The sequence below is a fragment of the Streptomyces violens genome (genome assembly GCF_000717745.1).
Lineage (GTDB): Bacteria > Actinomycetota > Actinomycetes > Streptomycetales > Streptomycetaceae > Streptomyces > Streptomyces violens.
On record NZ_JOBH01000004.1, the window covers coordinates 285,675 to 298,750 of the forward strand.

General features: G+C 71.9%; 12 protein-coding genes. 7 read left to right on the top strand and 5 right to left on the bottom strand.

The window, feature by feature from the left end; all coding sequences use genetic code 11:
* Positions 1-43: 43 nt before the first annotated feature.
* Positions 44-3,013 (bottom strand): DEAD/DEAH box helicase, encoded by a 2,970-nt coding sequence (locus IF04_RS0110000; protein WP_030253681.1) that lies wholly within the window; start codon positions 3,011-3,013, stop codon positions 44-46.
* 147 nt (positions 3,014-3,160) lie between these two features.
* Here IF04_RS0110000 and IF04_RS0110005 point away from each other — a divergent pair, with 147 nt between their 5' ends.
* Entirely contained in the window at positions 3,161-3,343 is a 183-nt protein-coding gene (locus IF04_RS0110005) for a hypothetical protein (protein ID WP_030253684.1), read from the top strand.
* A 106-nt stretch (positions 3,344-3,449) separates the two neighbouring features.
* Here the strand turns inward: IF04_RS0110005 and IF04_RS0110010 are convergent, their stop codons facing one another.
* Positions 3,450-4,259 (bottom strand): hypothetical protein, encoded by an 810-nt coding sequence (locus IF04_RS0110010; protein ID WP_051830991.1) that lies wholly within the window; start codon positions 4,257-4,259, stop codon positions 3,450-3,452.
* A 128-nt stretch (positions 4,260-4,387) separates the two neighbouring features.
* On the bottom strand, positions 4,388-4,699 hold the full coding sequence (locus tag IF04_RS0110015) for a hypothetical protein (RefSeq protein WP_030253689.1): 312 nt from the start codon (positions 4,697-4,699) through the stop codon (positions 4,388-4,390).
* Between the two features lie 96 nt (positions 4,700-4,795).
* On the opposite strand from IF04_RS0110015, the gene IF04_RS0110020 reads away from it, so the two are divergent.
* Positions 4,796-5,698, top strand: coding sequence for an oxygenase MpaB family protein (locus IF04_RS0110020; protein WP_030253691.1), 903 nt, complete (start codon positions 4,796-4,798; stop codon positions 5,696-5,698).
* Between the two features lie 7 nt (positions 5,699-5,705).
* On the opposite strand, the gene IF04_RS0110025 is transcribed toward IF04_RS0110020, so the two are convergent.
* The gene (locus IF04_RS0110025) at positions 5,706-6,356 is read right to left on the bottom strand and encodes a class I SAM-dependent methyltransferase (protein ID WP_078600082.1); all 651 of its coding nucleotides are present in this window, start codon (positions 6,354-6,356) and stop codon (positions 5,706-5,708) included.
* A 184-nt stretch (positions 6,357-6,540) separates the two neighbouring features.
* Here IF04_RS0110025 and IF04_RS0110030 point away from each other — a divergent pair, with 184 nt between their 5' ends.
* The 5 genes from IF04_RS0110030 to IF04_RS38655 all read left to right on the top strand — a co-directional run bounded on the left by IF04_RS0110030 (position 6,541) and on the right by IF04_RS38655 (position 12,209).
* Entirely contained in the window at positions 6,541-8,766 is a 2,226-nt protein-coding gene (locus IF04_RS0110030; RefSeq protein ID WP_157847634.1) for a sensor histidine kinase, read from the top strand.
* Positions 8,766-9,188, top strand: a complete 423-nt coding sequence (locus IF04_RS0110035; protein WP_051830996.1) for a roadblock/LC7 domain-containing protein — start codon at positions 8,766-8,768, stop codon at positions 9,186-9,188. Before IF04_RS0110030 ends, IF04_RS0110035 begins: the two co-directional genes overlap by 1 nt.
* Positions 9,189-9,463: 275 nt before the next feature.
* Positions 9,464-10,081 carry a GTP-binding protein gene (locus IF04_RS0110040; protein ID WP_030253700.1) on the top strand — a complete coding sequence of 206 codons (618 nt, stop codon included), beginning with the start codon at positions 9,464-9,466 and terminating at the stop codon, positions 10,079-10,081.
* A gap of 285 nt (positions 10,082-10,366) precedes the next feature.
* The gene (locus tag IF04_RS0110045; RefSeq protein ID WP_030253702.1) at positions 10,367-10,774 is read left to right on the top strand and encodes a roadblock/LC7 domain-containing protein; all 408 of its coding nucleotides are present in this window, start codon (positions 10,367-10,369) and stop codon (positions 10,772-10,774) included.
* A gap of 79 nt (positions 10,775-10,853) precedes the next feature.
* The gene (locus tag IF04_RS38655; protein WP_051830997.1) at positions 10,854-12,209 is read left to right on the top strand and encodes a DUF6397 family protein; all 1,356 of its coding nucleotides are present in this window, start codon (positions 10,854-10,856) and stop codon (positions 12,207-12,209) included.
* Here IF04_RS38655 and IF04_RS0110055 read toward each other — a convergent pair.
* On the bottom strand, positions 12,140-13,009 hold the full coding sequence (locus tag IF04_RS0110055; RefSeq protein WP_030253706.1) for an acyl-CoA thioesterase: 870 nt from the start codon (positions 13,007-13,009) through the stop codon (positions 12,140-12,142). The genes IF04_RS38655 and IF04_RS0110055 overlap by 70 nt on opposite strands.
* Positions 13,010-13,076: the final 67 nt, after the last annotated feature.

Sequence of the window (13,076 nt, forward strand, 5' to 3'; positions counted from 1 at the left end):
TCGGTCTCGTCGCCGTACGCGCCCTCGGCGCCGTGGAAAACGCTCATCGTTCGCCCCCTCGAAGCTCCACCAGGTCTGCCAGTTCCGCGTCGGTCAGCTCGGTGAGCGCGGCCTCGCCCGAGCCCAGTACGGCATCCGCCAGCCGCTGCTTGCGGGCGAGCATGTCGGCGATCCGGTCCTCCACCGTGCCCTCGGTGATCATGCGGTGCACCTGCACCGGCTGGGTCTGGCCGATGCGGTACGCGCGGTCGGTGGCCTGCGCCTCGACAGCCGGGTTCCACCACCGGTCGAAGTGCACGACGTGCGAGGCGCGGGTGAGGTTCAGCCCGGTGCCCGCCGCCTTCAGAGACAGCAGGAAGACCGGCACGTGGCCGTCCTGGAAGCGGCGCACCAGTTCCTCCCGGCGCGCGACGGGCGTACCACCGTGGAGCAGTTGGCTCGGCACGCCACGCGCTGCCAAGTGCGCCTCCAGAAGCCGCGCCATCCGCACGTACTGGGTGAACACGAGCACCCCGGCCCCCTCGGAGAGCAGCGTGTCCAGCAGCTCGTCCAGGAGCTCCACCTTCCCCGACCGCTCCGCGAAGCGCCGCCCGCGGCCCTGCTCGATGCCGTCCTCCTTGAGGTACTGCGCGGGGTGGTTGCAGATCTGCTTGAGCGAGGTCAGCAACTTGACCACGAGGCCGCGGCGGGCGAAGCCGTCCGCGCCGGCGATGTCGGCGAGCCCCTCGCGCACCACCGCCTCGTACAGCGCGGCCTGCTCCCCGGTGAGGGCCACCGCGCGGTCGGTCTCCGTCTTGGGCGGCAGCTCCGGAGCGATGCCCGGGTCCGACTTGCGGCGGCGCAGCAAGAACGGCCGTACGAGCCGCGCCAGCCGCTCCGCTGCGGCGGGATCCGCGCCGCCCTCGACGGCCTGCGCGTAGCGCGTGCGGAAGCGGCCGAGAGGGCCCAGGAGCCCGGGCGTGGTCCAGTCGAGGATCGCCCACAGCTCGGAGAGGTTGTTCTCCACCGGGGTGCCGGTCAGCGCGACCCGGGCACCGGCCGGCAGCGTCCGGAGCTGCCGGGCGGTCGCGGAGAACGGGTTCTTCACGTGCTGGGCCTCGTCGGCCACGACCATGCCCCAGCCCACCCCGGCCAGCTTCTCGGCGTCCACCCGCATCGTCCCGTAGGTCGTCAGCACGACCTCACCGGCCGTCAGATCAGCGAGGCTGCGCCGCTCCGCGTGGAACCGGCGCACGGGGGTGCCCGGAGCGAACTTCTCGATCTCCCGCTGCCAGTTGCCCATCAGCGAGGTCGGGCAGACCACGAGAGTCGGGCCCGCGGTCTCCGGTGCGGCCTGGCGGTGCAGATGAAGCGCGATCAACGTGATCGTCTTGCCCAGTCCCATGTCGTCGGCCAGGCAGCACCCGAGGCCGAGCGACGTCATACGGTGCAGCCAACCGAGGCCGCGCAACTGATAGTCGCGCAGCGTCGCGGCGAGCGCGGGCGGCTGGGCAGGCGCGTCGTCCCCCGGACGCTCCGGGTCGGCGAGCCGGTCGCGCAACTGCCGCAGCGGGCCGGACGCCTGCACCTCCACATGCTCGCCGGGGCCGCTCTCGACCGCTCCCGTGAGCGCTGCCCCGAGCGCGTCCATGGGGGTGACCTTCCGGTCCCGGCGCTCGCGTGCGGTGCGCAGCACTTCGGGGGCGACGAGCACCCACTGGTCGCGCAGCCGTACCAGTGGCCGCCCGGCCTCCGCCATCCGGTCCAGCTCCGCCCGGCTCAGCTCGTGCTCCCCGATGGCGAACCGCCAGCTGAACGACAGCAGCGACTCGGCGGACAGCAGCGACGGCAGAGCGGACTCCGTGCGGTCCGGTGCCGACTCCGAAGGAGCCGCCGCCTCCGGTGGGCCCACGACGGCATGCGTGGTGAGGCTGCGGGCGAGCTGCTTGGGCCAGTGGACCTGTACACCGGCGGCAGCGAGCGCCCGTGCGCCGGGCCCCAGCAGGTCGCCGATCTCCTCCTCGGCGAGCTCGAGAGCGTCCGGTACGGCGGCGGAGAGCAGCGGCTCCAGAGGTGCCCAGGCGGCGGCCGCCCGTCGCAGCGTGAGCAACGTGTCCGTGCGGGCCCGCGCCCCGAAGGCACGCCCTGCCGGCGAGTCGCCCGCCCACACGTCGGAGACATCGGCGACCAGCGTCGGGTCGGTGAGGCTGTGCAACTGGAGCACGGCGGAGAAGCGTGCAGGAGTGGGTCCGCCGTCGGAGCCGAGCGCGCCGTCGTGGCCGTCCAGCCCGGCGATCTCGATACGGAGGGACAGGCGCACGCCCGCGTCGTGTCCCGCGGCTACATCGGCCGCCCAGGCCCGCTGCTCGGGGATGTGCTGTGGCGCCTCTGCCGCATACGCGGGGCTGCCGATGGCGGTCACGGCGGCGGGGGAGCGCGGCAACCCGTCGGCCACGGCGTCCAGGAACGAGCGCAGCAGCCGCTCCGGTGCGGGCAGCCGTACCGGACAGGTCCCCGGGAGTAGCGTGGCGTGCGCGTACGGAGGCATCGCGGCGGCCAGCTCCCGTATGCGGGCGCTGTCGTCCTCTTCGAGCGGACCACAGCGCCAGGCGTCGTGTTCCTCGGCGCTGAGCCCGGGCAGCAGCCTGCCCCGCGCCACGAGGTGCAGCGCGATCACTGAGGCGGCGCCCCAGAAGGCCGCGGCGGGGTGCGCGCTACGGGAGGCGCGCGCTCGGGTCAGTACGGGGAGCGCGGCGGCAACCGGCAAGAAGAGGGCGGGTACCTCCCGGGTGACGACCTGGCCCTCATCGGAGGGCAGGGCGACGGTCAGCCGCTCGGCGGACACGGTGCCCGCGTCGAAACCGTCGGGCAGAGGCTCGCCCTCAGGCAGTGGCTCACCGCCGAGCAGCGGCTCGCCGTCGGGCCGCCAGAAGGCGATCCGTCCCCTGCGCGGCGGATCACCTGGCACGTACACGGCGGCGCACCGGGCGAGGCCGGAGAGCCGGTCGAGGGTGAGCGCGGGAAGTGCTGGCACGTGCCGACGACTCCTCAAGTTTGACTACTTGCCTTCGGAGCGGCCGAGGGTACAGCACGATCCGCGCCTGGGTGGAACCTCCGGGGCCGATCCGGCGTTCAATGGAAGACAGCGAACGCGGCATCCGCCGCGGAAAGGGCGTGAAGGATGTCCACAAGTGCGAAGGTCGCCGTCGGCGGCGTGGCGGCAGGCGTGATCCTGCTGTGGCTGCTGCCGTTCTGGGCGGCGCTGCTGGTCATGATCGGGGTGCCCGCGATCGCTTATCTGACGCTGGACCCCTCGCAACGGCGGCGCCTGCGCCGCGTCACCCGCAAGGAGCTGGGCCGCTGAGCACCCCGGACGCCGCGACGGTGCGGCTGGCGCCCGGGTGACCCGTGGCGGTGCCACCGCGGCCGCCGCAGCACGGCCGTGACGCCGCCGCGCGCGGTGTGCTGCCTCAGGCCGGCCGGGCCGCCATCGCGTCCAGCGACTCCAGCAGTCCGGGAAGCTCCGGGCCGCGGCCCACGGGAAGGACCTCGCCCGGCTCGTCGTCGAGCAGGACGAAGGCGATGTCGTCGGTCCGGGCGACCATGCTCCAGCCCGGCCCGTCCACGCGCAGGGTGCGCGCCTCGTCGGCGGCGAAGGACGAGCGCACCCGCCCCGGCGGAGGAGGCTGCCGCACGTACTCACGCGCCTCGTCCAGCACCCGCCGCACCCCCGCGTGCGGCTTGGTGCCGGGATCGACGAACGTGACCTCGCCCTCGACCTGCTCGCGCCACGCCGCCCACTGCAGGGCGATCTCGTCCGCTCCGAGGCGCCGTTGGGCAGGCCCCCACTCCAGCGCGTCCGGAGGCGTCAGCGGCTCCGGATCGCCCTCCTCGGGCGCCGGGTCGTGCGGCGCCGGCACTCCGGGCGCCGCCACCGCGAGCGCGAGCGGCCAGCCCGGCAACGCTGCGACGATGCTGTTCTCGTCGGGGGAGAGGTCGTACTCCATACCGCAGTCCCAGGCCGCTATCGCACAGGCGACCAGCGAGACGTCCTCGGTCGCGACGGTCCAGCGCGCGCCCCTGCCGTCCTGGCCGAGCACCAGCCCGTAGCCCTCCTCGTACGGCTCCAGGCGCAGCTTGGCGCAGACCTCGGGATAGTCGTCACCGAGCACGCTCGGGAACTGTCCGGGCGTCAGCAGCACCGCGGTCAGTACGAACAGCTGGTCGTCATCGACCTCGATGTCGCTGCCGTCGCCGACGGCGCCCTCCGTCGCGGACACTGGGCCTCCCACTCGTTGGCGGCCCGGGCAGGTGCCGACCGCACAGATCACGTCGTCGGCGCACCTTAATTGGCCGGACAGGCGATTGTCACGGCTCGTGTGCCCGCTCCTGGTAAAGGCGGCGCGACTCAGGCAGCCGGCAGGCTCAGCAGGTCCCTGGCCACTTCCTGCGGCGACTGACGGCGCTCCCGCGCCAGCGCGATCAGCGCCCGGCACGCCAGTTCGTTGATGCCGAAGGCGAGCGCTTCCGGGGACACCCAGTCCGCGGCCTCGGCGCTGCGGTCCTCGTCCCCTTCGGCGCACGCCGCCACATGTGTGGCCGCGGCCTCAAAGAGGTTGTGCGCGCCCTTCCTGGCCGGCTCCCGCTCCGGACGTGGCGGCCTCGGTCCGAACAGGCCATGAGCGAGACGGAGCCGGAGTCTGCGAAGGAGGTCGGTCATCATTCCTCCATGCCGGTAGAGAAGCGTGTGGAGCCTTTCAAGTCTCCCCTCTCCCCGTAGGGTTGGACCTTCGGCGACGAAAGGGACGGTGTTCTCATGAGGCGTTACGACTTCCTCAAGGAGATTCAGCGGCTGGATCCTGAGCGCGACTTCCTGCGGATCTTCCGCATCACGGTGACGCATGAGTTCCCATGGGACATCACCAGAGCGCTTGAACTCGCCCTTTACCGCACGTATGCGGTACCCAGCATCGGCCGTCTGCTCGCGGAGACCTCGGAGCTGACGGAGCGTACGCAAAAGCGCTACGACGACACCGCGCTCCTTCTGGACTCGGTCGTCGAGCACGGCTTCGAGACCGAGGGCGGCCGCACGGCCATCCGGCGCATGAATCAGATGCACCGCAGCTACGACATCAGCAACGACGACATGCGTTATGTGCTGTGCACGTTCGTGGTCGTACCGAAGCGCTGGATCGACCAGTACGGCTGGCGGCGGCTGAGCGAGCACGAGAAGCGCGCGATGGCCGCGTACTACGGGACGCTCGGCAAGCACATGGGCATCACCGACCCGCCCCGGACCTACCAGGAATTCGAACGCTATCTGGACGACTACGAACATGAGCACTTCGGCTGGGACGAGGGCGGAAGACGCGTCTCGGATGCCTCGCTCGACCTGATGGCCGGGTGGTACGGGCCGCTGGCCCCCATAGTGCGCGCCGCGAGCACGGCCCTCCTGGACGACGCCCTGCTGGACGCGTTCCGCTACGACCGGCCACGCCCGGCAGTACAGGCCGCCGTACGTGGCGCACTGCGGTTGCGCGCCAAGGCCGTGCGTCTGCTGCCGCCGCGCCGCACCCCGCACTACGCCCGGCAGAACCCGGAGATCAAGGGCTACCCGAACGGTTACCGCATCGCCGACCTCGGGACCTTCCCCAAGGGCCGGCAGCGCACCGTCGGCTGCCCGGTGCCGCACGCCGCTGCAGAACCGGGCCAACGCTGAAGTGCGGTCATCCTCGGCGCACGGCCAGCGCCAGGTAGCGCGCGTCCTCGTCCACGTACTGGACCAGGTCCCAGCCGCTGCGCGCCAGCATCGGCCGGAGGTTCGGCTCAGCCCGTAGGTCGTCCGGGGTGAGCGGTCGCCCCTTACGGGCGGCGAGGGCGGCCCGGCCGATCGGGTGGAACAGCGCCAGCCGCCCTCCGGGCCGTACGACCCTGGCCAGTTCGGCGAGGTTCTGCGGCGGATCGGCGAGGTGGGAGATCAACCCGGCCGCGAAGACCGCGTCCAGGGCGCCGTCCCGCACCGGCAGCGCGGAGACGTCCGCGAGCAGCAGGGTCGCCTCGGCGTTCCGTCCGGCCCGTACGGCCTCCTCCAGCATCTCCGGCGTGAGGTCGGCCCCGAGCACCGTGCCGGACGGTCCCACAGCGGCACGCAGCGCGGGCAACGCCCGTCCCGTGCCGCATCCGGCGTCCAGCACACCATCGCCCGCCCGCAGGCCCAGCTCCGCGACGCCTGCCGCGTAGGCCGGCCCGTCGTCGGGGAAGCGGCTGTCCCAGTACCGCGCTCGCTGCCCGAAGAACTCCCGCACATCGTGCGGCTGGTGGCCGGGCCCGCGGTGACCGGCGCCTTCGGCAGGGGTGCTGTCGCTGAATTCGTTCATGGTGACGCATGATCCCTCATCGGCCGGGTCCCGTACGGTTCTGATCCCGCAACGACCGGAACACCCGAAGGGCGCGCAGGTTCGGGCGCGCGCCGGTCGGGCGTCGGTACCGGGCCGCCAAATGCCAGCACTTCCGGACTGTACGCCCGGTGGGCGGCCCCGACGCGGATAGCGTCCCGTGGCCATGGGACACCGCATCCTCCGCCCCCGTACGGTGTGCGCCCGCATCGTCTGCGTGCTCACGGCCCCCATCGTGGCCTTGCTCGCCCTCTGGGGCTCGGCGACCGTCACCGCCGTGCAGGACGCGGTGGCAGCGCGGCAGGCGCAGCGTATCGAGGACGAGGTCCGCACACCCGTGTACGAGGTGGCGCGGGCCCTCCAGGAGGAACGCCTGGCCACCGTCACGTACTTGTCGGACCCCACTCAGGCGCGCATGGACGCCTTCGAAGCGCGCGCCAGCGAGACGAAGAAGGCCGCTACCCGGTTGCGGCAGGACGGTCGGCGCACAGTGAACGAGGCCGCGGGGCTTCCGGCCCGCACGGCCGACCGCTTGGCGGACCTCACCACCGCAATCGACGCGCTCCCGGAGCAGCGCCGGCTGACGACGGAGCGCTCCCTCACGTGGCAGCAGGCGTACGGCCCCTACACGGAGGCGATCGCCTCGGCCCTCAGCTTCAACGGAGCGCTGAGCAGCACTACGGATGGCACGCGGCCCGCTGAGGAGTTGGGCCGAGCCCGTGAACTGCTCGCCCAGGAGGACGCCGTCCTCACGGCCGCAGACCTCTCCGGAACGCTCGACAAGGAGCGGCAGCGGTCGTTCACCGGTACCGTCGCAGCGCGGCGCCTCATGCAGCGCATCGCCACGGACGACCTGCCGGCTCCTACGGACGCGGCCTGGCGCACACTCGCCACCAGCCGCGCTCATGCGGACGTCCGCGCCATGGAGAACGCGGTGAGTGCCGCCGCCCCCGGCCGCGGCGCGGCGCAGGCGGCGCCAGGCGCCCGCTGGCGCCCCTCGTACGAGGACCTGCGGCGCGAACTGCACGGCATCGAGAAGGAGCTGGCCACCGACGCTGCACGCCGTCCTGGCCCGCTCGTGTACGGCGTCTCGCCGTCCACTGCGGCGGCTGCCGGCATCGGGTTCCTCGCCCTCGTGCTCTCCCTGGTCGTCGCCGTACGGATCGGCCGCGGCCTGGGCAGGGAGCTCACCGCCCTGCGTGACGGTGCGCTCGGCATCGCCCGGCACGAACTCCCCGAAGCGCTGCGTGCAGCGCGTGCCGGCCGACAGGCCGATATGCCCAACGCCCCCGAGACACCGACCGCCGCTGACGAGATCTCACAGGTCCGCGCTGCCCTGGACAGCGTGCACCGTGCAGCGCTGGACGCGGTCGTGGAGCGGGCCGAAGGGGCCGACGGCATCAGCGGTGTCTGCGTGAACCTCGCCCGCCGCAGCCAGGTCCTCCTCCACCGCCAGCTCGCCCTCCTGGACAGTATGGAACGCCGCTCCCAGGATCCGGCCGAACTCGGAGACCTCTTCAGGCTCGACCACCTCACCACCCGTATGAGGCGTCACGCCGAGAGCCTGCTCATCCTCTCCGGCGCGGCTCCCGGACGTGCCTGGCGGTCACCGGTGCCGCTCACGGACGTGGTGCGCGCGGCGGTGTCGGAGATCGAGGACTACGCGCGCATCGAGGTGCGGCGCCTCCCCGCGGGTGCGATCCCGGGTGGCGCGGTCGCGGAGCTCACCCACCTACTGGCCGAGCTCATTGAGAACGCCGCACAGTTCTCACCGCCGCACACCAAGGTGCGGGTACAGGGCGAACAGGTCGGCACTGGGCACGTGCTGGAGATCGAGGACCGTGGCCTGGGCATGGACGAGGCGGCACGGGACGAGGCGAACCGGCGCATCGAGCAGGCAGCCTCGCTCGACCCCTTCGACGGCGACCGGCTGGGGCTCTTCGTGGTCAGCCGGCTGGCTGCCCGACATGACGTGCGCGTCGTCCTGCGCGCCTCGCCATACGGAGGCACGACGGCCGTGGTGCTCCTGCCGAACATCCTGGTGCACGAGGCCACGCCCCCTGTACGGAGCGCGCCGGCCGGCCCGCCCCAGGACGCGCCACTGGAGCGGGTACGCGCGCACCTCGAACACCGGACCGGGCGCGCAGTGGAGCCGCAGCCAGACGCAGCCATGACGGCCTCGCCCGATGGCGCGGCCCCGCCCGACGGCACGGACGGGCTCCCGCGCCGCATACGGCAGCACAGCCTCGCCGTTCAGCTGCGTGAGCCGTCCCTCACTGAGGCGGACACGCCGCCCGAGGCGGAGCCCGCGCTCGTCCCGGAACAGATACGCACCCGTATGACCGCCTACCGCCACGGCTGGGCCCGCGGCTCCACGATGGGAGAACCCTGATGCACGAGGAACGAGCGAGCGGCACACCGTCGCGCCCCCGGAGCGGCCTCGACTGGCTGCTGGACGATCTGGCCGCCCGGGTGCCGGAGGTCCGGCATGCCGTGGTGCTCTCCGGCGACGGCCTGGTGACCGGGGCCTCGGGCTCGCTCCCTCGGGAGGACGCCGACCACCTGGCGGCCGTGGCCTCCGGGTTCCACGGCCTGGCCAAGGGCACGGGGCGCCACTTCTCCTCGGGAAGGGTGCGCCAGACGGTGGTGGAGATGGACAACGGCGTCCTGTTCGTCGCCGCGGCCGGGGACGGTTCCTGTCTGGCGGTGCTCAGTACGGCGGTGACCGACATCGGAATGATCGCCTACGAGATGGCCCGGCTCGTCCGGCGCGTGGGCGAACACCTGCGTACCCCACCGCGCTTCACCACATAGGCGGCGCGGGTGGCGTGTGATGCCCCAGGACACCATGCACCCGGGCCGCTGCCGTGCGCCGCAGCGGTGATCCGGTTCACCGAATCGCCCCGCGTGGTGACGCGGGAGGGATTACGGTCCTGACCGTAATTGCCGGGCACCGCACATCGGCCCACCGGACCGCTCGGGTCACACCGTCCGGCACCGGCATCCGGGCCCCGGCACCCATGAACGCGTCCGTCCCTCACTTGCGCGCTTGCCCGAGTGCGCACACCGCTTCCTGGAGGTCAGTACCGATGGTTTCCGCGGATTCCGTGCACCCCGGAACGGTGCAGGACGAGCCCGAGATGGCCCTGAAGATCCTGATAGCGGGCGGCTTCGGAGTCGGCAAGACGACGCTGGTCGGCTCGGTCAGCGAAATCCGCCCGCTGCGCACGGAGGAGTACCTCAGCGAGGTGGGGGAGGGGGTCGACGACACCCGCGGTGTGGTCGGCAAGACCACCACCACGGTGGCGATGGACTTCGGCCGGATCACCATCAGACCGGGCTTGTCGCTGTACCTCTTCGGAACCCCCGGGCAAGAGCGCTTCTGGTTCCTGTGGGACGACCTCTCCGAAGGCGCCCTGGGCGCCGTCGTCCTCGCGGACACCCGCAGGCTGGCGGACTGCTTCCCCGCGGTGGACTACTTCGAGAACCGCCGGGTGCCGTTCCTCGTGGCCGTCAACTGCTTCCCCGGAACGCGCTCCTACGGCGCGGACGACGTGTCGCGGGCGCTGGACCTGGACGGCGGTACGCCGGTGCTGCTGTGCGACGCGCGCGACCGGGACTCCGGGAAGGAAGTACTGATCCGGCTGGTCGAGCACGCAGGGCGGATGCACACGGCCCGCCTCCTGGACACGGTGAGCCGTCCTTAGGCCCCGCGGCCCTCGTCCATGCACCGCCCGGTGATGCGTGCCCCCCTCGCGTACCTCGATAGCTCTTCGCTCAGCTGCGCACGCCCTCGAACCACTCGTCCTTGGTCACCCTTCGTGCCATGGGGTCATCCTGCAGTTTCCGGAGGCACTGAAGCCGGCGGGCGCGGGCCGACGTGTCCGGGCCGCTTGCCGAGAACGCCGAGGTGAGCGAGGCTGGCACAGCGGTGCGCGACGCATGGCACTGCCGACCGGTAGGTAGCACGGTGTTACGGGGAGGAAGCGGGCATGGCACTGAGCAGCGGACTGGACTGGCTGCTGGACGACCTGACACGGCGCGTCGATCAGGTACGGCACGCCCTCGTGCTCTCCAATGACGGCCTGGTCACCGGGGCGAGCGAGGGCCTGGTGCGGGAGGACGCCGAGCACCTGGCCGCGGTCGCCTCCGGACTGCACAGTCTGGCCAAGGGGTCCGGGCAGCAGTTCCGGGCGGGCCGGGTACGGCAGACCATGGTCGAGTTCGACGACGGGGTGTTGTTCGTGACGGCGGCGGGCGACGGCAGTTGTCTGTGCGTGCTGGCCGAGGCCGACTCCGATCTTGGGCAGATCGCGTACGAAATGACGCTGTTGGTGAACCGGGTCGGGGAACATCTCGGCGTCGCGGTGCGCCAGCCGCAAAGTTATCCACAGGTCTGAGGCGGGGGTTGACCCGCTGTCACACTCCGCGGCTACAGTCGTGACTGTCAGTGATTGGACTGTAGCGGGGGAGTGCGACATGACCGCGATGTATGAGGGTTCCGAGACACTCGCGATGGGGCGGGCGGCTCGTGAACTAGGGCTGAAGACAGGCGAGTTCGAGCTCGCCGCGCAGCTCGAGGAAGTGATGACGGTCCTGCCGGGGCCGGGCGGCGCGCCCGGCCGACGGCGGGTGCCGGCGGCGGAGGTCGAGCGGCTGCGGGAGGAAGCGGGCTTCCCGGACACGTTGCGTGAGCGGATCCGCGTCGTCGGCGCGACGGAGGGTGCCGAGCTGCTGGGCATCGCCCCCGGCAGGTTCCTGCGTCTGGCCCGGGCGGGCTGCTTCGGCCCTGTCCGCTTTTATGTGAACCGCTACGGCGCGATCGTGTGGCAGTACCTCGCAGCGGAGCTCCAGGCTTTCGCGGGCAGGGAATGCAGCCTCATCCACGGGCCCACACCGCCGCCGATGCGCGAGCTGCTGACCCGCGGACAGGACTGGCGGGGCAGGCTGTGGCGGAGTCGGCGGGTCGCCCAGCTCGTGGAGGAGGCGGACGGCTCCTGGGCGGTATCGGCTGTGATCGCCGCTGTACTGCCGCCGGAGGAGCTGGCGTCGCTGGTCCGTGACCCGGCGGAGCGGGCCTGGCTGCGCAAGCTGAGGCCACGCCTGTCGTCGGCCGGGGCGAACACGACCCGCACCCGTGAGGCGGTCGAACGCGCCGAGACGGCCCAGGAGTTCGACGAGGTGATGTGGTACCGCATCAGCCTCTCCCGGCAACTGGACGCGGCCCGCCAGGAACACCCGGCACCGGTCCTGTCCCAGCCCGGCGCCGCCCCTTCGCGCCCGGCCTTCGACGATCCCCGCCTTCAGGAGATGTATGGAGAAGAGTCTTGTGAGGCAACGGGCCCTGTGACTGTCGGCGCTGCCACGGCGAGCCCTGCAACTGCGGCCCCTGCGACTGCGGCACCTACGACCGCGAGCCGCGCGGGAGCGACGGAACGCGGCAATGCGTCATCTCCCGCCCGCCTCGCCGAAGCGCCGCCCCACGGTACCGATGGAGCACTCGCCCCCGAGGCAGTCGCGCGCCGCGCTCGCCTTATTCGCGCACGGACAGGGACACCGACCACTTCGCGCACCCGGCCGAGGACAGCGGCTACCGGCGGCGTTCCGCCTCAGCCCGGCACCGACAGGGCCGGCTCGTTGTTCGCCCGGCGACGGGCCGGAAGGACCGGCGAGGCGGCCGGACCGTCCCCGGCCCGGCCGTCGACCGAACGGCCCGGTGCGTCCTCGCCCGGCCGCGGCCGGGGCTTCGTCGGCCGCTCTCGCCCTCAGTCGCCGAGCTTGCGGAAGAGCCCTTCCTGGACGACCGAGACGAGCAGCCTGCCCTCGCGGTCGTAAATACGGCCACGGGCCAGGCCCCGGGCGCCGGTGGCGATCGGCGACTCCTGGTCGTAGAGGAACCACTCGTCCGCGCGGAACGGCCGGTGGAACCACATCGCGTGATCCAGAGACGCCATGTCGAACCCGCGCGGACCCCACAGGGGCTCGATCGGGATGCGCACGGCATCCAGCAGCGTCATGTCGCTGGCGTACGTCAGCGCGCAGGTATGGACGAGCGGGTCGTCACCCAGCGGCCCGACCGCCCGCATCCACACGGCACTGCGCGGCTCCGCACCCTCGATCTCCTCGGGCTTCCACCGCAGGCGGTCGACGTAGCGGATGTCGAAGGGCTGGCGGCGGGCCATCCGTTCCAGCGCCTCGGGCAGTCCGCCGAGGTGCTCGCGGACTTCCTCGGTGACCGTCGGCAGGTCCTCGGGAGCCGGTACCGCACGGCTGATCGGAAGTTGATGCTCGAAGCCCGGTTCGGGCTTGTGAAAGGAGGCGGTCAAGTTGAAGATCGTGCGCCCCTGCTGGACGGCCACGACCCGGCGCGTGGTGAAGGAACGCCCGTCACGCACCCGCTCGACCTGGTACACGATTGGCACCCCGGGCCGACCGGGCCGCAGGAAGTACGCGTGCAGTGAGTGGACCGGTCGGTCGCCTTCCGTGGTCCGTCCGGCGGCCACCAGCGCCTGCCCGGCGACCTGGCCGCCGAAGACCCGCTGCAGGGATTCCTGGGGACTGCGGCCGCGGAAGATGTTCACCTCGATCTGTTCCAGATCGAGCAGGTCGACCAGCTTTTCCGCCGGATTGGTCATCTACGGGCGTCCTTCATCAGTGTCGGAGAGGAGTCGGGGCAGAGGCGTTCGGCCGGCACGAGACCCA